This window comes from Candidatus Tisiphia endosymbiont of Thecophora atra (genome assembly GCF_964026395.1).
In the GTDB taxonomy this organism is placed as follows: Bacteria; Pseudomonadota; Alphaproteobacteria; order Rickettsiales; family Rickettsiaceae; genus Tisiphia.
Genome location: NZ_OZ032145.1, coordinates 117197 through 137907, shown reverse-complemented (window position 1 = coordinate 137907; position 20711 = coordinate 117197). Strand labels below are relative to the sequence as shown.

At 32.3% G+C, this 20711-nt stretch carries 23 protein-coding genes; 2 read left to right on the top strand and 21 right to left on the bottom strand.

What is annotated here, in order from left to right:
* Positions 1–438: 438 nt before the first annotated feature.
* The 21 genes from nuoH to AAGD45_RS00655 all read right to left on the bottom strand — a co-directional run bounded on the left by nuoH (position 439) and on the right by AAGD45_RS00655 (position 19510).
* Positions 439–1470, bottom strand: a complete 1032-nt coding sequence (gene nuoH / locus AAGD45_RS00765; protein ID WP_341761582.1) for an NADH-quinone oxidoreductase subunit NuoH — start codon at positions 1468–1470, stop codon at positions 439–441.
* Positions 1467–3515 carry an NADH-quinone oxidoreductase subunit NuoG gene (gene nuoG / locus AAGD45_RS00760; protein WP_341761581.1) on the bottom strand — a complete coding sequence of 683 codons (2049 nt, stop codon included), beginning with the start codon at positions 3513–3515 and terminating at the stop codon, positions 1467–1469. Before nuoG ends, nuoH begins: the two co-directional genes overlap by 4 nt.
* A 199-nt stretch (positions 3516–3714) precedes the next feature.
* Positions 3715–4065, bottom strand: a complete 351-nt coding sequence (locus AAGD45_RS00755) for a TrbC/VirB2 family protein (protein ID WP_341761580.1) — start codon at positions 4063–4065, stop codon at positions 3715–3717.
* Positions 4066–4309: 244 nt separating this feature from the next.
* Complete coding sequence (locus AAGD45_RS00750) at positions 4310–5635, bottom strand: MFS transporter (RefSeq protein ID WP_341761579.1); 1326 nt, start codon at positions 5633–5635, stop codon at positions 4310–4312.
* 298 nt (positions 5636–5933) lie between these two features.
* Entirely contained in the window at positions 5934–6425 is a 492-nt protein-coding gene (locus AAGD45_RS00745) for an ATP F0F1 synthase subunit B (protein ID WP_341761578.1), read from the bottom strand.
* Positions 6425–6904 carry an ATP F0F1 synthase subunit B' gene (locus tag AAGD45_RS00740; protein ID WP_341761577.1) on the bottom strand — a complete coding sequence of 160 codons (480 nt, stop codon included), beginning with the start codon at positions 6902–6904 and terminating at the stop codon, positions 6425–6427. Before AAGD45_RS00740 ends, AAGD45_RS00745 begins: the two co-directional genes overlap by 1 nt.
* Before the next feature lie 6 nt (positions 6905–6910).
* A complete protein-coding gene (locus AAGD45_RS00735) occupies positions 6911–7135 on the bottom strand; it encodes a F0F1 ATP synthase subunit C (RefSeq protein ID WP_341748043.1) in 225 nt (74 codons plus the stop codon).
* A gap of 90 nt (positions 7136–7225) precedes the next feature.
* On the bottom strand, positions 7226–7954 hold the full coding sequence (locus AAGD45_RS00730; protein ID WP_341761576.1) for a F0F1 ATP synthase subunit A: 729 nt from the start codon (positions 7952–7954) through the stop codon (positions 7226–7228).
* The gene (locus tag AAGD45_RS00725; protein WP_341761575.1) at positions 7954–8235 is read right to left on the bottom strand and encodes an AtpZ/AtpI family protein; all 282 of its coding nucleotides are present in this window, start codon (positions 8233–8235) and stop codon (positions 7954–7956) included. Before AAGD45_RS00725 ends, AAGD45_RS00730 begins: the two co-directional genes overlap by 1 nt.
* Before the next feature lie 340 nt (positions 8236–8575).
* Entirely contained in the window at positions 8576–8938 is a 363-nt protein-coding gene (locus AAGD45_RS00720) for a TfoX/Sxy family protein (protein WP_341761574.1), read from the bottom strand.
* Positions 8916–9260 carry a DUF2672 domain-containing protein gene (locus tag AAGD45_RS00715; protein ID WP_341761573.1) on the bottom strand — a complete coding sequence of 115 codons (345 nt, stop codon included), beginning with the start codon at positions 9258–9260 and terminating at the stop codon, positions 8916–8918. The genes AAGD45_RS00720 and AAGD45_RS00715 overlap by 23 nt, the downstream gene beginning before the upstream one ends.
* Positions 9261–9309: 49 nt before the next feature.
* The gene (gene ettA, locus AAGD45_RS00710) at positions 9310–10977 is read right to left on the bottom strand and encodes an energy-dependent translational throttle protein EttA (RefSeq protein ID WP_341761572.1); all 1668 of its coding nucleotides are present in this window, start codon (positions 10975–10977) and stop codon (positions 9310–9312) included.
* A gap of 107 nt (positions 10978–11084) precedes the next feature.
* The gene (locus AAGD45_RS00705; protein ID WP_341761571.1) at positions 11085–11552 is read right to left on the bottom strand and encodes a PD-(D/E)XK nuclease superfamily protein; all 468 of its coding nucleotides are present in this window, start codon (positions 11550–11552) and stop codon (positions 11085–11087) included.
* Entirely contained in the window at positions 11545–12447 is a 903-nt protein-coding gene (locus tag AAGD45_RS00700; protein WP_341761570.1) for a DNA adenine methylase, read from the bottom strand. The genes AAGD45_RS00705 and AAGD45_RS00700 overlap by 8 nt, the downstream gene beginning before the upstream one ends.
* 548 nt (positions 12448–12995) lie before the next feature.
* A complete protein-coding gene (gene fsa / locus AAGD45_RS00685; RefSeq protein ID WP_341761569.1) occupies positions 12996–13646 on the bottom strand; it encodes a fructose-6-phosphate aldolase in 651 nt (216 codons plus the stop codon).
* Complete coding sequence (locus AAGD45_RS00680; RefSeq protein WP_341761568.1) at positions 13647–14519, bottom strand: ParB/RepB/Spo0J family partition protein; 873 nt, start codon at positions 14517–14519, stop codon at positions 13647–13649.
* Positions 14516–15280, bottom strand: coding sequence for a ParA family protein (locus AAGD45_RS00675; RefSeq protein WP_341761567.1), 765 nt, complete (start codon positions 15278–15280; stop codon positions 14516–14518). The genes AAGD45_RS00680 and AAGD45_RS00675 overlap by 4 nt, the downstream gene beginning before the upstream one ends.
* A complete protein-coding gene (gene rsmG, locus AAGD45_RS00670; RefSeq protein WP_341761566.1) occupies positions 15255–15854 on the bottom strand; it encodes a 16S rRNA (guanine(527)-N(7))-methyltransferase RsmG in 600 nt (199 codons plus the stop codon). Before rsmG ends, AAGD45_RS00675 begins: the two co-directional genes overlap by 26 nt.
* The gene (gene mnmG, locus AAGD45_RS00665; RefSeq protein ID WP_341762163.1) at positions 15854–17704 is read right to left on the bottom strand and encodes a tRNA uridine-5-carboxymethylaminomethyl(34) synthesis enzyme MnmG; all 1851 of its coding nucleotides are present in this window, start codon (positions 17702–17704) and stop codon (positions 15854–15856) included. Before mnmG ends, rsmG begins: the two co-directional genes overlap by 1 nt.
* 7 nt (positions 17705–17711) lie before the next feature.
* Positions 17712–18134 carry a nucleoside-diphosphate kinase gene (ndk, locus tag AAGD45_RS00660; RefSeq protein WP_341761565.1) on the bottom strand — a complete coding sequence of 141 codons (423 nt, stop codon included), beginning with the start codon at positions 18132–18134 and terminating at the stop codon, positions 17712–17714.
* Positions 18135–18223: 89 nt separating this feature from the next.
* Positions 18224–19510, bottom strand: a complete 1287-nt coding sequence (locus tag AAGD45_RS00655) for an MFS transporter (RefSeq protein ID WP_341761564.1) — start codon at positions 19508–19510, stop codon at positions 18224–18226.
* Between the two features lie 187 nt (positions 19511–19697).
* Between AAGD45_RS00655 and AAGD45_RS00650 the strand changes: the two genes are divergently transcribed.
* Together AAGD45_RS00650 and AAGD45_RS00645 are read left to right on the top strand one after the other, a co-directional pair.
* Positions 19698–19877, top strand: a complete 180-nt coding sequence (locus AAGD45_RS00650) for a DUF2706 domain-containing protein (protein WP_341761563.1) — start codon at positions 19698–19700, stop codon at positions 19875–19877.
* Positions 19878–19895: 18 nt separating this feature from the next.
* Positions 19896–20612, top strand: coding sequence for a ComF family protein (locus AAGD45_RS00645; RefSeq protein WP_341761562.1), 717 nt, complete (start codon positions 19896–19898; stop codon positions 20610–20612).
* Positions 20613–20711: the final 99 nt, after the last annotated feature.

Here is a 20711-nt window from a genome sequence, read left to right as displayed (position 1 = left end):
TTCTTCACAAGATTGCCACGTCGGCGATTTCATCGCCTCCTCGCAACTCATCTTCGAGATAAATATGAGCAGAAATTATGCTATAGAACGTGAGTATTATACGACGAGTGGAGTGTAGAATTAAATTCTCGTTACTGACTACATTTTTTCACCTGTGGAATTTTATAATAAAGAAATACTGATAAAAGTGTACTTTAATGACAAGAGTTTTTATTTGAAACAAAACAATGGTAATACACATAAGAAGCATTATGTTGACTAATTTTTAGTATGTCAAGTAGAAAAGTGATGTTTACATGACTACAAACTTCATTCCAAAACCGCTGCGAACCTGATTCTTTAGACGTTTAAAGCACTTTTTCGTCTCGAAGATGAGTCGCTAATAGACGGTTTTTTGGCTGAAACCTTTCCGGTTTAGCTATACGAGCAGTATATACTTTAAAGCAGAAGAGTATGGTTTGGTAAATTACCGGTGAACATTAGAACGCTTGATACTAACACCACCCAAAATAAAGTAAAAGGTAAAAATACTTTCCAACCTAAACGCATTAATTGGTCGTAACGATATCTAGGTAATGTTGCTCTTATCCATAAAAAACAAAATAATAAAAACCCGGTTTTTAGTACAAACCAAATAAAACCTGGCACAAAATTTAAGACTTTAATGCCAAAAGGTGGCAAATAGCCACCTAAGAAAAATGTGGTAGTCATACCGCTAGCTAAAATCATATTAGCGTACTCACCAAGAAAAAACAATGCAAATCCCATGGAAGAATATTCAACATTATAACCAGCAACTAGCTCAGACTCAGCTTCTGATAAATCAAAAGGCAATCTGTTCGTTTCTACAAGTACTGATATGAAGAATATTACTGCCATAGGTAACAACATCAAATCAACCCACCAAGGAAATAATCTTTGTCTTTCTATGATTTCTGAAAGATTAAGAGTACCTGTTGTTAAAAGTACAGTAACAATCACCAACCCTATAGATACTTCGTATGAAATCATCTGAGCCGACGAGCGAACAGCCCCAAGGAAAGCATATTTCGAATTACTTGCCCAGCCCGCTATGATTATACCATAAACAGCTAACGATGAGATGGCCATAATATACAAAACACCAACATTTATGTCGGCTAGTACAAGTTTCTTATCAAAAGGTATTACCGCCCAACCAATTAAACTAAGTACGAGGGTAATCATAGGTGCTAGGGTGAATAATATTTTATCAGCTTGGTTTGGTATAATTGTTTCTTTAAATAATAGTTTTACTGCATCGGCAATTGGTTGCAATAACCCAAAAGGTCCTACTACATTTGGACCTTTTCGGAGTTGCATTAGCCCTATTACTCTTCGCTCAGCATAGGTAAGGTAAGCTACGCACAGCAAAAGAGGAATAGTGATAGATAAAACTTTCAAAGCCACAATAATTAACGGCAATAGATATTGTTGAAAGAACGATATCATGCAACTTTGTCCCTTTCTTGCTTTGACTCTACACATTTTGCCATAGTAACAGATGCTCTACTAATCGAGTCTGTCATATAGTAATTTATAGGTTTAGTCACTATATCAGATTTAAGTAAATTATCGAGGGAGGTAAATTTTATAAAATCACAGCTCGTTATCTCAGAAATATTGGCAAATACCGGGAATTCTGCAGCCAACCTAGTTCTTATTTCATCTAAATTATTCATGCCAAGATTTAGCCCTAAACTATTAGCTAGATTATTTATAATAACCCAATCTTCTTTTGCTTGTCCTACTGGATGAGTTGCGGCTTTACCATATTGAGGTCTTCCTTCAAAATTTACGTAAGTGGCATCTTTTTCTGTATAGCTACTAGCAGGAAAGATTACATCTGCTACATTTGCTCCATTATCACCGTGATGTCCTTGATATACTACAAAAGATGATTTTATTTTGTTCATATCAATTTCATCACTGCCTAGTAAATATACAAACTTAATCTCACCCCTTTCTGCCTTTTGTAAAATTTCAAAAACTCCATTACCACCGTTTTTAGGACTAAAGCCTATATCTAAACTACCGACCATTGACGCATGATTATGTAGTATATTAAAACCATTCCAATCATCTCTAACTATCTTATATTTATCAACCATTTGGTGAATGAGTGCCAAAATAGCATAACCATCATCCCGAGAATATACACCATCACCAATAATTATAACTGGATTTTTTGCATGTTCTAATTCCTTAGCAAACTGATGTTCCTCTGATATTATTGCCTTAATTATGTCAGGGCTAGCTCCTAATTCATTTATATAATAAGTTTGGTTAGTAATATTGCCAATTCGAACTACTTTTAGCTTTCCTTCTCTTTGCAATATGCCAATACGAGCATTTAGGACAGGAGCTACTTGTCTGATATTTGCGCCAATTAACAAAGCTAGATCAGCTTCTTTAAGTCTAGAAATTGTTGTGTTAAATAGATAGTTCCCCCTACTAGATTGGTCTATTTTATAATTAAACTGGTTACTGTCAAAATTGTTACATCCAAGTTTCTGTAATAATGTTTTCAATAAAAACATTGATTCGGTGCATGCTAGCGTTCCAGCTATTGCTGCAATCTGGTCACCAGCAAGAGACTCTAATTTTTGTGCTACTAATGCAATAGCATCATTCCAAGAGGCTTCGACTAATTTACCGTTTTTCCTAATATATGGAGAATCCAACCTTTGATATTTCAAACCATCATAAGCAAATCTTGCTTTATCTGATATCCATTCTTCGTTGATATCGTCATTAATCCTTGGTAATATCCTCATTACTTCAGATCCCCTACTATCAACCCTTATATTACAACCTTGTGCATCCAATACATCTATTGACTCAGTCTTTGTTAGTTCCCAACTACGAGCTTTAAAAGAATAAGGCTTGGAATTTAATGCTCCGACTGGGCAAATATCTATAATATTGCCTGATAATTCCGATTCAAGACTACGTTCAAGATACGAGGTTACTTCCATATGCTCCCCCCTGTAAAGAGTTCCTATTTCCTCAACTCCAGCAATATCAGTGGCAAATCTTATACATCTAGTACATTGTATGCATCTAGTCATATGGGTCTTAATCAAAGGTCCCATATACTTATCTTTGACCGTTCTTTTATTCTCCGAAAATCTAGAACTTGCTTTACCATATTTAAAGGCTTGATCCTGTAAATCACACTCACCTCCTTGATCACAAATAGGACAATCTAGGGGGTGATTAATCAATAGAAATTCCATCACTCCTTCACGAGCCTTTTTAACACCTATGGTATTAGTGTGGATAACCATACCTGAGGAGGCAGGCATAGCACAAGAAGCAATGGGCTTGGGAGATTTTTCCATCTCCACCAAGCACATACGGCAGTTACCGGCAATCTTTAAACGTTCATGAAAACAGAAATGTGGGATTTCTATACCAAGCTTGCTGCAGGCACGAAATACGGTTGTGCCTTCCTCTACTTCAACTTCAGTACCATCTATAGTAAGTTTTATCATTATATAATGTAGTTTTATATTACGTCGAAATTATACCACATTATATGTTACTCACTAATCTAAATTTTCCAATTTTACAAGAATTTTGCAAAATTAACTAACAAAAAAGATGCTATCCCTATGAAAGCAGAGATCTGTATATCATAACTTTTTAGGCTATTTTTTAGATCTCCGCACTAAGATGAAATTAAGAGACGACTTAAGTTCCCGTACATGCTGTAGTAGCATCAGCAGTACTAGCTACCATGTTTATAATTTCGGGAGCCTTAAACAATATTATAACACCAGTCACAATAACCAATGCAACTTCCCATTTTAATTGACCTCTAAGAGTTTGAATCCCTAGAACAACTATACCAATAATTGCTATACCACGAGCTGTATTACCACGAAATGTTTTGATCATCTTACACAACACATCACCTACTGGATCAGTAGAAGCAAAAGCATCCGATGCTGTAGTAATTAGAGCAATGCTACAAAGGATAAACAGCAAACGCCACACAAAACCACTATCAAACTGTTCAGAATAGGACCTACAAATATTCATATTTTACCTTGTTAACGAATTATTTTAGACATGTGGATGATTCTATACTGTACATTTTTACAGTTCAAGGATTAATATAGGGTGATCGTAATCTAATTGGATAATTGCTGGAAAAGAAAGGTTTACGTGGTGTTTTAGTCACAATTTTTGCAAGTTTAATTAATACTCCCGATGTTATCTCTGCACTTTCGGATGTCATCAACTATGATTTTAAACCGATGTCTTACATTAAATTGAGGTTACACTATGTAGTTCTCTTTTGTGGGTAACTTCCAGAGTCTTTTTCTAACTTCTCAAAATGCAATAGCCCGTAGGCAAAAGCTATAATTGTAGGAATCATAATAATCAATATCCCCCAATTGCCAAAATAGTCAATAATATAAATGAAACCAAAAGAAGTAATAACGTACATCAAAGCACGAGATACAGAAAATATCACGCTAACACAGGTAAAACGTTTAAATATAGGAAAGCTTTTATAAAAAATTGGAGCAGCAGAGGTATGACAGTACTTAAATAAAATAATGACTATCTGAATGAGAAATAGCTCAAACGGAAAATGAAGATTATTTAGCCAATATGGACAAAATAAAATAACAATAGAATATATAATAAGTATAATTTTTGCGGTTAATAATGGATATACTCTGTAACTTACATAAGATAATATTGATAAGATTAAGAACTCTAATACAGAGACAATAAAATTATGATGAATAACCTCAATTGATGTATAACCAAAATCAGTCTTGAGAATAGTACCACAATGCAGATAGATAAAATAAAAACATACCGGTGTAGAACATTCTAATAAAAGGAACGCTATTATTGTTTTTTTATTAATTTTTTCATTAACGACTGGATCATTATATAATGCTTTTATATCAATATTAGCTTTCTCATATTTCTTTTTTAGTATAAGTTTTGCATTAGCAAATTCAGGTGTTTCCCGCAATGTTGTTTTAGCAGCAAAACCAATCAATGCCACTATTGCACCTATCCAAAATGCTAGACGCCAGTTAAAACCATAGGAAGTAACAAGTGAGGCAATTCCTAAAGCACCCATACTTCCTAAGACAGCAGATAGCCCTACCAATGTCACACTTACATACTGGATTGGTGGGTTAATTGTTTCGGTTAAATAAAGTCCTGCCCCTACTATCTCCCCCATAGATGTCATGCCTTGAACAATACGGCAAATTGTTATTATCCAAGTAGCAGCTACTCCTATTTGAGCATAGGTAGGAAGATTAGCCATGACAAAACATGATACAGCCATCATAAAAGTTGTAATTATAACAGTAGATTTGCGTCCTATATTATCACCCAACCAACCAAATATTAAGGCACCAACCGGCCGAAAAACAAAGGTAGTACAAAAGGCAAAAGACATCATTAAAGAAGTGAAGTGAGAATCAGCAGGTTCAAAAAACAACTCATTAAGAAATGCTGCCATATGAACATATAACATCAAGTCAAAATATTCTAAAAATGTACCAATTGAAAGTAAGCCCACTGCTTCTTTCTGTTCTCTAGTTAGACTTCTCTGTTCATGCGGATACTTTATCATTTATTTTTCTCCTTTAATGTTAAAATGAGCTTATATATTCTGCTACTTTAAAGAATTGGAGTCTACTTAACCTCAAGTATCAATGTAATAAATTAATAGTAGGCTCAAGTAATCATCGCCATTAGGGGTCACCCTTGTCATTATGTCACTCCTACTCACCATTATGTCATCCGCTGGGATATAAAACCATATAACATACCTTTTATGCTATTTTTTAGACCTCTGCCTACGCACAGGTGTGACATTCGAAGGCAGGGATGGACTATTAAACAGATGTCTTACATCGAATTTAGGTACATTATATAAATTTTTTAGATACTGGATTTTCCATGAGTCTCTTAGCTATCTCACTATCTGATATGGAATCGTTTTTTGTAGATTGCATATATATAGCTACTAATTCTAGCATTTTATCACAAAACTCAGATTGTAGCATTTGAGAAGCTTCTAGCTTTTGCCTATTCATTAAATCTATAGTCTCAAGTTTTTTGCTTTCTAGAAACTTATCAAATTCTTCGTTTTGCTGCTTAATTATATTATTGGCAGTTTCTTTGCCATCTTTGATCATTTTTTCTCTTAAAACTTCAATCTGTTGTATTTGGACTGCAGCATCTTCAAATAACAACGTCATATCTTCGTTAAGTTTTTGGGCTTCTAAGACTTGGTCTTTGATAGCTGTAATTTTGTCATCTAACGATTTTAAAATTATATTTTTTATCGGTCTATAGACTAAATACACAAAAATTAGGAAACAGATGGCTAGCCAAAATTTTTCGTCAAACAATTGCATTATTTTATCTTTTTGTAAGATTCTTTTAGTAATTCTAAATCAACTTCTTGATTAGTAATTTTTTGAATTAACAATTTTGCTAAATCGATGCATGAGTCATTTTCATTAATCCAAAATAATTTATTAGTTGTTTCTATATCATGACGATTATTGGCAATTTGTGCTTTCAACTCATTATGGAGTTGAATTTTTTTTGATAGCAGAGATGCTTCCATTGCATCCCTAGCTTCTTTTTTAATATTTTCCACTATATTTGATATCTCTGCTAGCGTACTTGTATATTGCTTGTGCAAGCTATCAGCTTTTTCCCCAAGACTTTCTGCACTAGCAATATTGCTATCTATATAAGCTTGCCTGTTCTCAAGAATCTTTTCAGTTAGCGGTGCAATGAACTTATGAACTAGAAGGTATAAGGTACTAAAAACAACCACCAGCCAAAAGATTTGTGAACAATAAAAGGTAACATCAAATTGAGGCATAGTTATTTAAGAAAATATTAATAAAATTGCAATTACGAACGAGAATAAGCCCATAGCTTCCGTAAGTCCAGCTCCAATGAATGCCATTCTTTGTAATTGATCAGTAGCTGAAGGGTTACGGGCAATTGAAGACAGCAATGCACTGAATATACTACCTACGCCAATAGCAGCACCTGACATACCAATAGCCATTAATCCTACACCAATAAATTTTAGAGATGTTCCGTCCATATATAAGCTCCTAAATATAAAAAATTCTAGGTTCTTGCGTATGGCTTCATTTTTATCTATAAGACCATAAAAATGAAGCCTTCGCAAAACCTAATGTGAATTTACAGCATCATTCAAGTATACACAAGAAAGAATTGTAAATATATAAGCTTGAAGTATTGCTATAAAAATTTCAAATCCAATAAGGATCACAATTAGTGGAATTGGCAAGAATTTAAAGAAAATCATTAATGACACTATAAATCCTGCCATCACCTTTAGTAATATATGTCCTGCTACCATATTAGCAGCTAACCTTAAAGATAAACTTATAGGTCTTGCTAGATAGGCAAATAATTCTATCAAAATCATAAGCGGAGCTAGCCAAGATGGCGTACCTTTAGGCAAAAATATTGATAAAAAATGTATACCGTGATTAATAAAACCGATAATTGTAACCATAAAAAATATCATAATTGCTAAGGCAAATGTTACTATAATATGGCTAGTAACAGTGAATCCGTAAGGAAGCATGCCAAGCAAGTTACATAACAAAATAAACATAAACAAAGTAAAAATGAACGGTATAAACTTACGCCCCTTTTCTCCAACATTTTGATTGAGCATCACTGTAATTATATCATAAATTATTTCAGCACTAAGCTGTAATCTAGATGGTATAATTTTTTTACCTTTTAAGGCTAAATAAAAATAGGAGAGGCTTACAACTCCAGCAAGTAACATAAACAAACTAGAGTTAGTAAAACTAATATCGAAACCAAATAAATTAATTTCTACTAGTTTCTTTATTGCAAATTGATCTAAGGGACTATGGGACATTATTTCTTATTTAGTTTTTGCCAAATTATTTTAAAACCTGCAAGCATACCTATCAACAAAAATATTATAATACAAAATGGTTTAGAATTAAACAATTTATCTAATGTAAAACCAATAATAAACCCCAGCATCACACTAGAAAACAAATCTAACGCTATAGCCAACGCATCAATTTCTTTTTTTGGATTAAGTTTAGGGTGAAAATGATTATTTGTTTGATTATTTGCTTTAAGTGTCTTAATCCTTTTCTGTATCTTATCTAACTCTTTTTGTTCCAACATATACATTAATACAAAGAAGTCTATTTAAACCTCAATTTCGGATTAATTTCATTAATCCGAAATTGGAATGAGAAAGTAAACAATCAGGCTTAAAGCGGTTTGACGCCTGATTGTTAAATATTTCATTTGCTAATAATCTTATTTTTATTGGTATAAAAATAAGATTATTAGCGATAATAGATTAAAATGCATTCGTAGAATCGCTTCAAGAATGCATTTTTCTGAAGAACTTAAATTATTCTAGCCAGTTTTGGATTAAAATTAAAAATTTTAATCCAAAACTGAGGTTAGTAAATACAATATCAGATTTTTGGTGTCCTTCATAATTCACAATTCTACCTCAATGATTTAAAGCATGAGGTATTTTCTTGGAATTAATAGATACATTAAATGCCATAGAGACCCATTTTCCCAGTTCTTCCTCTTGATCTAAAATCTCAGGTAATACTTTCCAATATGATATAGTTACCAGCTTATTTTTGCTATTATAGGTAAATGGCTGTGAGCCAAAAGATTTAAAATATTTAGCGGTGAAGCTATCTGCTTTAAAGTATAGCTCACTTTCTGCAATAATCCCTATTATCACTCTATCTTTATATATGCCATAACTACCGAACATCGCACGAGTAGTTATTTGACCGAAAGGTGCTAATATATCTTTTATATACTCAATAAATTCATTATTTCTTACAATCTTGTACATATTTTGTACTTTTTATTTTTATAAGCTCATCATACTTTGTTTTAAGCTCATCTAGAGAATAATTACCATCATAATATCCTTGGATATTAATGATCCTTTCTAAATAAAAATTCAACTGCTCAGCATTATTCTCTAGAATATCATTATCAATTTTTAGGTCTTTCGTAATATAGGCCAATGCTTGATTTTTGATAGCTGAGCAGTATAATTTAAATTCTTGGATTTTTTTTATAATGCTTGGAATATCTTCTGGTTTCATTACTATCAGTGCTACTAACATAACCACTAATATTTCTCCTAGAGACATAATAGACCTCTTCATAATTCTATTTCTGCTGTATACTCTTTTGCTTTTAATCCAAAATTGAGGTTTATACTAACTTTTTATGACGATATTTAGGATTAATAATATTTTCCCCTGTTAAATTAATCATATAATCATGGTAATCTTGGTAATTTCCTTCAAACCATGTAGCATTGCCATCTTTATCAAAAGCAATAATATGTGTTGCTATTCTATCTAAAAACCAACGATCATGGCTTATTACTAATACACATCCAGCAAAATCCAAAATCGCATCTTCTAAGGCTCGTAACGTATCAACATCAAGATCATTCGATGGTTCATCAAGCAATATAACGTTAGCTCCCTCTTTTAGTAATTTGGCTATATGCACTCTATTGCGTTCACCACCAGAAAGTTGCCCTACTTTCTTCTGTTGGTCTCCACCCCTAAAATTAAAGGCTGCACAATAAGCTCGACTTTTCATTGATCTAGAACCAAGTTGTAACTCTTCAAGACCTGAGGAAATCTCATCCCACACAGTCTTGTTATCGTCTAAATCATCTCTTGATTGATCAACGTAACCAAGTTTAACAGTTTGTCCTAATTTAATAGAGCCGTGATTTGGATCAGTTTTGCCAGTGATAATGTTAAATAAAGTAGATTTACCTGCTCCATTTGGACCTATAATACCAACAATAGCTCCTGGAACAACCTTAAAGCTAAAATCTGATAACAACACCTTATCACCGTATCTCTTTGCTATATGCTCTGCCTCTATAACTAAATCGCCTAGGCGTGGACCATTAGGTATAATAATTTGTGCAATGCCGGATCTTTGTTCTTTTTGTTTAGTCAACAAATCCTGATAAGCACTAATTCTAGCCTTACTTTTTGATTGTCTAGCTTTTGGTGATTGACGTATCCATTCAAGTTCTCTTTTTAATTGTTTACTCCTATCATCTTCTTCTTTATCTTCAAGCTCTAATTTTGCTTGCTTCTGCTCGAGCCAAGTAGTGTAATTAGAATGCCATGGAACACATCTACCACGATCCACCTCTAATATCCAATCCGTTACATTATCAAGAAAATATCGATCATGGGTAATAACTACTACAGTACCTTTATAATTTTTTAAATAATTTTCTAGCCAAGATACCGATTCAGCATCTAAATGATTTGTCGGTTCATCAAGTAATAACATATCAGGCTTTTCTAGTAAAAGTTTACATAACCCAACTCGTCTTTTTTCCCCACCTGAGATTTTTGTAACATCGGCATCTTTATTTGGACACCTTAATGCAAACATAGCAATCTCTATTTCCCTCTCTAAACTCCAAGCATCACAACTATCTATTTTTTCCTGTAGATCAGCCTGTTTTGCTAGAAGTTCGTTCATTTCATCATCTGACATTTCCTCAGCAAATTTATAGCTTATTTCATTAAATTCATCGATTAAAGCTTTCTTCTCACTTAAACTTTCCATAATATTATCAAAAACATTTCGAGTAGGATCAAGATGCGGCTCCTGAGCTAAATAGCCAACTCTAACCCCACTCGCTACAAACGCCTCACCGTCATATTCTTTGTCAATACCTGCCATAATTTTTAAAAGAGTAGATTTGCCAGCACCATTTGGACCAATAATACCAATTTTTGCCCCTGGTAAGAAGGATAAATACGTTTCCTTTAAGATTTGTTTACCGTTGATAGTCTTACTTAGACCATTCATAACATAAACATATTGATATGACATAACTCTTAATTCCTTTATTTTTTGTAATTTATTTGTAGTTTTTAAATAGTAGTGGTACAGATTAATCTTAACATGAATTCTTTAAGGGAATTATATACATATACAATCTAAATATTTTGTTTATTTGTCCAAGCTGTAAATTCAGACATACTAAAAACACCTTTTAAGTTTCCATGAACTTGATCTTTTAACCATTGTAAAGCACCTTTTTTGTAACCATCTCCATCTATAATGATAATAACATCATAAACACTTTGTTTCCTAATATTTAATATTATATAAGGGTATTTCTCATCTGCAGAACCGCCTGATTGTTGCCACTTACATTCAATAACAAGACAATTAGAATGTTTTGTAGGATGATATAGAATAAAATCGCATTGCCAAGCAGTATTATAGATAGTTTCTCCTAAATTAAATTGTCTAGTATAGATTGGTTGGGCTAATGCTTGTGAAGCAATAAATCTAGTCTTGGGAACAAAAACGTAACCTTCCCTAACAAGACGATTATTTATAAATACCTCAAGTTCGTTCCCTGTTTTATTTGCAGTTGTTCCACCTTGTATTTTATTCATAATTTCTAATCAAAACCTCTTCTGCATTTTTCCTTTCATTAGCTTTACAATTAATAGTGCGTGGCACTTCTATAATTTCTATATAAAAATCTTTATACATATGCTTTATAAACTGAATATTAGAGTTTGAAAGCATAAAATATACACCCTTATCGTTTAACTCTTTACATTTTTGATAAAGTTTTATCTGATCTATTCCTGTAAAATCAAGTTTTGTATATTTAGTAAACGATTTATTATTTATAGGATGATAAGGAGGGTCAATATAAACAAAATCACCTTTATTTGGAGAAATTTCGCTGAAATCTTGATGTTTTATATCAACATTTTGTAGTAGTTTACTACAAGCTATTATATTTGTCTCATCCACTATTGCTGGATTTTTGTACTTCCCCATAGGCACATTAAATTCCCCTTTGTTATTGGATCTGTACAAACCATTATAACAGGTTTTATTAAGATATATAAAACGTCCAGCAACTTCTACATCATTATCATTAATAAATTGTTTTCTGATTTTGTAATAATATTCTTCACAATGATTTACTTTATGTTTTGTTAGTAGCTTTATCAATTCTTGAGGATTATTTTTAATCACAGCATATGTAATAACTAAATCTAGGTTTATGTCTGATATAGTTGCACTAGATGGAGTAAGAGCAAATAAAAGGGCTCCTCCTCCTACAAATGGTTCATAATATCTTTTATAAGTTTGCGGTGTTCTTGTGGATAATTCTTTTATTAGACTTCTTTTTCCACCTACCCATTTTACAAATGGTTTTGCTTTACTGTCGTTTTCAATTATTATGTCATCATTTTTTAGTACACTTTTTCCTATCTTTGATAAAGCTTCATTAAACGATATTCCTAAATTGTTTACTGATTCAATTTGCATAAGAATTTACCAAAGTTTTATATGCCAAGTGTCCTTTAGCATTTACAAGAATGTTATTAAACATACCACCTATTTTATGATTCCTCAAATTATCTTCTAACAAACTGTTCTAATAGTTTGTTTATGTTTTTACATAATACGTAGCATTTTGTTTGCTGCTCTTAAAGATAAATTTATTCAAATATCTTCCAGTGTGTTCCTTGTTTATAGAATAGACCTTTTTCGAAACTCGCTTATACTGAGGGATTTGAAGGAGATACTTCACCTCGAACCGTAGCGTACTTAAATGTACGTAAAGATTTGAGTACCGGTTCTACGTACAAATCATCAACAGAAGTAAAGTCGCGATAGGTTTAATGATAACTCCCAACCACTCCACACTTAAACACAGCCCAAAAACTTTCTATTGTGTTGCTTCTCTTATCCTATGAATCATAAGCCAAGCTGTTTTTTGAGTAACTTTTATATCTCTTGAAAGTTGCAGTGAAGATAAACTTTTTTATGTGTTGTTACTTAAAATATAGTAGTATATAACTCCTTTTTAATTATTAAAATTCTAATCTAGATTTATTCCAATCTCTATTAAAAACCTCTAAACCTGAATCTGTTAGTTGATGATCTAATAATTGTTTGATAATTTTACCAGACATTGTAGCAACATCAGCTCCATACATAGCAGATTGATAAACATGGTTCGGGTTTCTTATAGATGCAGCTAAGATTTTTGTCTGATATTGATAATTATCATACATCTGTCTTATATCTCTTATTAAACTCATACCATTCTGACCTATATCATCAAGCCTACCTATAAAAGGTGATACATAATATGCTCCAGCTTTTGCAGCGATAAGAGCTTGATTAACCGAAAAGCATAGTGTCATATTTACTTTCTTGCCTTTATTTGCAAAATACTGGCACACTTTAATACCATTCCATGTCATAGGTAATTTGATAACAATATTACTTGATATTCCTAAAATTTTGTTACCTTGGCTAATCATAGTGTCAACATCATTGGCAGCTACTTCTACACTAACATCAGAGCGTACTATCTTACATATCTTAATAATGGTTGATCCAAAATCATCTTTTGTCTTAGACATCAAAGAAGGATTAGTAGTTATACCATCAATGATACCCAATTGGTTAATCTCATCAATTTCTTTAATATCAGCACTATCTAAAAAAATTTGCATTTAATTTAACCTCGACAAAATTGAATCAAGTTCCTCTAAACTATTATAGTGAAATATTAATTTTCCACCAATTGGATAGTCTTCAATAGTTACTTTTATATTAAATCTTTCTGACAATGATTTAGCTAATAACTGTAAATCATTATCTTTACTACCTTCTTTTAGGAATTTTTTTCCTACACGTTTCTCATGTTCTGGTGCTTTTGTATATTCATTTTTGGACCAGTTTCTTACCATATCTTCAGTTTGACGAACATTTAAATCATTCTCAATAATATGATTAGCTATTATCTCAGCCTGCTCATGATTAATTAAACATCTTGCATGTCCCATAGTTAAAAAACCATCATTTATTTTATCTTTGATAGATTGTGGCAATTGATTTAGCCTTAATAAATTCGCTATATGACTACGACTTTTGCTAAGTTTTCCTGCTAGTTGCTCTTGTGTATAACCAAACTCTTTTATTAATCGCTCAAATCCTTCTGATTCTTCTATAACCGATAATTCTTCTCTTTGAATATTTTCAATTAGAGCTATTTCTATAATCTCTTTATCATTTAAATCTTTTATAATCGCAGGAATATCAGTAATCTTAGCTATCTTACAAGCACGCCAACGTCTCTCACCAGCTATAATTTTATATCTCCCCTCGCTAATTGAACTAACAATAATTGGTTGTAACAAACCATTATTACTTATGGAATCGGCTAATTCTTTTATTTTATCATACTCAAATTTTTTCCTTGGTTGATTATTCCTAGCTTCAATTTTGTCGATATCTATAATTTTTACTAATTCATCTTTCTCTATAGTAAAAACCTCTTCTCCAAGCAAAGCTGACAACCCTTTACCTAAACCTTTGTTTTTCATATATTTCTACCTAAAATCTCTTTAGTAAGTTCCATGTAAGCAATAGAGCCAGCACATTTATGATCGTAAATAATTGCTGGCTGACCATAAGATGGTGCCTCAGATAGTTTTATATTCCTTGGAATAACTGTCTTAAATACCAATCTTCCTAAGCATTTTCTAACGTCCTCTTCCACTTGTTCAGTTAATAGATTGCGTTTATCGTACATAGTAAATAAAATACCAGCGATTTTTATTTTTGGGTTTAGATTCTTCTCTATAATTTCAATTGTTTTTAGTAAATGACTTAACCCTTCTAATGAATAAAAATCGCACTGCATGGGAATTAACACATTATCACAAGCAACTAACGCATTGACTGTTAGCAGATTAAGAGATGGAGGGCAATCTATCATAACATAATCATAGTCACCGACTAAGTTATTTAATAAATCTGATAATAAATATTCTCGCTTTTTTATACTTAATAAATCCGACTCGGCACCAGACAAATTAGTATTAGATGTAATTAATTGTAAATTTGGAATATTTGTTTGTATTATAGCTTCTCCAATAGGCTTTGAACCTGTTAATACCTGATAAATAGTAACCTTTCTATCTTGTTGACTTATACCAAATCCAGTGCTACTATTTCCTTGAGGATCTAAATCTATTACCAAAATTTTTTTATCCATTACAGATAAAGCTGTCGATAAATTTACAGTAGTCGTAGTTTTAGCAACTCCACCTTTTTGATTAACTATCGCAACTATTTTTGTCATGTATATTACTAATTTCTAGAATTTTACTATTATTAGAAGTCTCACTATCATATACCGAATACCAAAAAGACCACCTCTTTTTGGCATTCTCAATTTCTTCGTGATACTGCTCACCTTTAAATAATAAATATTTATTTTTTACATTAATATGTTTGGTATAAACAAATATTTTCTCTAACTGAGCAAATGCCCTAGAAGTTAATATATCACAATCTAATTTAACATCTTCTATTCGTTGATTAACCACCTTTACTTTGTTACTAGAAATTTTAGAAGCTTGCAATAAAAAAATAGACTTTCTTATATCAGATTCCACTAAAGTAACATTCTTTATCCCTGCAATAGACAATACTATCCCTGGAAATCCACCACCCGAACCAACATCTACTAAATGGATATTGTGGTCATTTATGTACTTCATGAGTTGCAAAGAATCTAAAATATGTCTTACCCAAAACTCATGTTCGGTATTACAAGAAACGAGGTTAATAGTTTTATTCCACTTCAATGTTAACGATTGATATTTTCCTAGAGCATCTATTGTTTCACGTGAAATATTATCACAGTCATACATTAATTTCTATGCCTTGTTTTCATATAAATTATAATTGCTATTAAAGCGGCTGGAGTAACACCGGATATTCTTCTAGCCGCACCAATAGTAGCTGGTTTATGATGGTGTAGTTTTTCTCGCACCTCTGTAGACAAACTTGGTATTTTAAAATAATCAATATCATCATCTAACAATTCTAATTCTTCTTCTTTAAATAATTGAATATCTGCATTTTGTCTAGTCAAATAAGAGGAATATCTTGATTCGATACAAAGATAATGAAGAAGTTTTCTATTTAATGAAACAAGCTCTGGAAAAATTTCTATTGTTTTATCGATACCAAAATTTGGTAATCCCAGCAAATCAAAGGCTGTTTTATGTGAACCATCTTGTGAGATAGACACGCCTAGATTAGCTAACTTAGTCGTTGTTAGAGAAAGAGTTCTTACAATATTTTCTGCCTTATGAATATCTTCACATTTTTTGTTAAAAATCTCTTTGCGTAAATCAGATACAATACCAAAATCTATAGCCATTTGAGTTAGTCTTAAATCTGCATTATCTGCCCTAACTGAAAGCCTATATTCAGATCTAGAAGTAAACATTCTATAAGGCTCTGCTGTACCAAGAGTAATTAAATCATCAATCATAACACCAATATAGGCATCTGCTCTAGTCAAAATAAAATTTGATTGACTTTTTAGTGATAAAGCTGCATTAATACCTGCTATGATTCCTTGCCCCGCCGCTTCTTCATAACCAGTGGTGCCATTAATTTGACCAGCAAAGTATAACCCCTCAATTTTTTTTGTTTCTAAAGTTGCTTTTAATTCTCTAGGATCAACATAATCATATTCTATTGCATAGGCTGGTCTTAACATTGTAGCCTTTTTAAGACCAGGAATTGTCTTTAGTAATGCTAGTTGTATATCTTCAGGTAATGATGTAGATATACCATTTGGGTATATCGTATGGTCATCCAAACCTTCAGGTTCTAAAAATATTTGATGACTTGCTTTAGCAAACCTAGTAACCTTGTCCTCAATAGATGGGCAATATCTTGGTCCTATGCCCTCGATTTGTCCAGAATACATAGCTGATTTATCTAAATTATTTCTAACAATTTCATGAGTTTGTTCAGTTGTTCTAGTAACGAAACAATTTATTTGCTTTACCTTAATAGAATCTGTAAGTTCAGAGAAAGGGCGTGGCACAGCATCTCCAGTCTGCACTTCTACTTCGTTATAATCAATTGTTCTCCCATCTATTCTTGGAGGTGTACCAGTTTTTAACCTACCAAGAGAAAAACCTAGATATTTTAATGTGTTAGATAAGCCGTATGATGGCCTTTCACCCACTCTACCAGATGGAATTTTTTTAGGTCCTATATGAATGAGTCCAGATAAAAACGTACCTGTAGTCAACACAGCTTTTTGACATGCAATTCTCGTACCATCGTCTAAAATCAATGCTTTCACTCTAGAGTCTTGGATTTCAATATTTTCTACAGATGCATATAAAATTGTCAAATTTGGATGATTTATTAAAGCATTATACATAGCTTTTTTATAAAGTTTTCTATCAGCTTGAGCTCTTGGTCCCCAAACTGCTGGTCCTTTACTTTCATTAAGCATCTTATAATGTATACCAGCTTGATCTATAATTTTACCCATAAGCCCATCAAGTGCATCTACCTCTTTCACTAGAGTACCTTTCGCCACTCCGCCTATTGCAGGATTACAAGACATTTCACCAAGATTATCTAGCTTCAGAGTAATTAAAAGAGTATCTACACCACAACGTGCAGAAGCCGAAGCTGCCTCGCAACCAGCATGACCACCACCAATAACTACAACGCTATATTTCATAATACTTAAGTTATTCTACAATTTCTTTTTTAGTAAAGAATAATTTCACTTCTCTTTCTGCACTTTCTAAACTATCAGAACCATGGATACTATTAGCCTCAATATTCTCTGCAAAATCTTTTCGAATTGTGCCTAGTTCAGCATCATTTGGGTTAGTAGCTCCCATTATTCTACGATTTTTTAAAATAGCATTTTCCCCTTTAAGCACCTGCAAGACGACTGGACCAGAAATGATATATTCCACTAAACTATTAAAAAATGCCTTTGACCTATGTTCTGCATAGAAATTTTCTGCTTGATCTCTAGTTAAAATAGTCATTCTTTGAGCTACTATTTTTAGTCCAGTATTTTCTAAGTAAGAAATAATTTTACCAATTAGATTTCTTTTCGTAGCATCTGGCTTAATCATTGAAAATGTATATTCTTGAGTCACAGTAAACCTTTATTAATTTATTGTTAATATTTATATAAATTTATATATTTTTGGCAAGCAAATTCTGATAGCATGGTTAAAGTGGTACTTTATGCAATTTTTCTAGAACTATAATTCCAAGTTAAGGAAAAAAGTATTGCCCCCAAGAAAGCAGAAAAGATAAAAAATAAAAAAACACCATTCCAACCTAAATTATCAGAAATCCAACCAACACATACCCCAGCCAATGCAGCACCAAGATAACCAAATAAGCCTGAAAGACCATTAGCTGTACCAACTGCTTGTTTATTAGTAAAATCTGCTGTAGCAACACCTATTAAGACTTGCGGTCCAGATACAAAAAAACCAGCCAAAGCAAGAATAATCATGCTAAATATTTCATACTCGTTTGGTATTTGCCAAAATAAAATAAGAGTAAAAGCCAAAACAAACATAAATACTGAACCAACTGGACCACGTCGTCCTTGAAATAGCTTGTCTGACATCCATCCAGCAACAACACCACCAATTAAACCTAAGATATCATAAGAAGCAACTTGTAGACCAGCTTGAGCAATAGTAACGTTTTTTAGTTCACGTAAAAATACGGGTGCCCAAAAAATTACACCTGACCGTACAATATAAACAAACATATTAGCAAAACACACATACCACACTAACCTATTACAAAATACAATTTTTATTAGTTGACGCGTTAATAAATTATCACCATTGTTTCCAAGAGATATATCACATTCTTTATACTCTTCTACTGTGGGTAAATTAACCTCATTGGGAGAATTACGTAATCTATTAAATAAAAATAACGATATTAATAATGCCACTATTCCAGGAATTATAAATGCTGCTTTCCAACCATAAACGTCTATTAAATAGCCACACACTATCATAGTAGTTGCTCCGCCGATTTGATTAGAAGTAGCCCCCAAAGACCATTTCATTCCTAATTCCTTAGAAGCGTACCAATAAGTCAACATACGTGTTGCAGGCGGCCATCCCATGGATTGAAACCAATTATTCAGAATCCATAAAAGACCCAGTAAGGTTATACTAGAAGCAAAACCAGATAACAATGTTATGATGCCTACAAGGGCAAGACCAACCACCATAAATATACGAGCATTTGATCTATCGCTAAAGAATCCATTACACAATTTTCCTACACCATAAACTATAGAAGAGGCTGTTAAAATCCAGCCAAGTTGAGTTTTTGTTACCTCAAAATTATCCATTAAAGCAGGCATTGCAATATTAAAATTCTGACGACAAAATATGAATGTTGAATAACCAATAATTATTGAATATAAAATTCTAATACGCCAGCTATTATACTTTCTAGCATAAGGAGGTCTTTCTTTGAAGGATGTACTTACCATCGTTTCCTTAGGTTATTACTTGCAAACATTTGAAGAGAGTATATATGCTTGTCAGGAAAAATGCCACAAGCTATTATGTATTTTGTATCTAAAACTTATTTTTTATTAAATGTACTTGAGATATATTGCGAACTAGGTTAACCTCCTATAGAATCTAAGACAATAAAATTAATTCCAAACGACAATTATGACAAAATTATTAAGATTTTCTCTGTTTTTTGTTATACTCTTGCAATTATTATCATGCACTCCTGGTCCTCCTTACGAGATTAAAAGCCCTTGTGTGTCTATTGAATCAACAGATTCTTCGAGTACTGGCAACCCATGTGTTCGTAGACCGGTAAATTTAACTAGAGATATTGCCTAAAGGTTTACTTTTATAATAATGTACAAAATTAGTAGATTGTATAATTACCTAATAGATTATATCTTGCCAGCAAGATGTTTGTCTTGTGCTGAAATGACTGCCGCTAAAGAGGGTTTTTGTCTAAATTGTTGGAAGAAACTTGATTTTATTACAAAACCTTACTGCAATATTTGTGGTTGTAGATTAGATATATCAATTTTAGATAATATGTGTTGTGCAAAATGCTTTCAACATAAACCTTGGTATGATGTATCTCGTAGCTTAATTAAATTTAATGAGCATAGCAAAGAAATAATTCATGCCTTTAAATATCAAGATAAAACTATTTTCTCCAAAACTTTCAGCAAATTACTTTATAGACAATATCACAGCGAATTTCAAGATATTGACCTGATTATTCCAGTTCCAATGAATAGATTCAAAAGATTGTTTAGAATGTATAATCCTGCTTTGATTATGGCTCAAGAAATCAGCAAACTACTAAAAAAACCGGTAAGTCCTGACGTATTAATTAAGTCAAGATGGACCAAATCCCAAACTTTTTTATCTAAAAAAGAACGAGAAAAAAACTTATCAAATAGCCTTATATTCAATAAAAAATATCAAATTATAGGTCAAAAAATATTATTAGTAGATGATGTATTGACAACTGGCACTACCATTAACAAATGTGCTAAAATCTTAAAGGATTCCGGGGCTAAGAGTGTTTATGTTATGACAATTGCCATGACATAAATACTCTTATATCCCCATTTTACCCCCATTCGGGATAAGAATTAGTTAATTCTTATCCCGAATTCGCGTATTTTGCACTCATTAAATTGAGGACAAGCT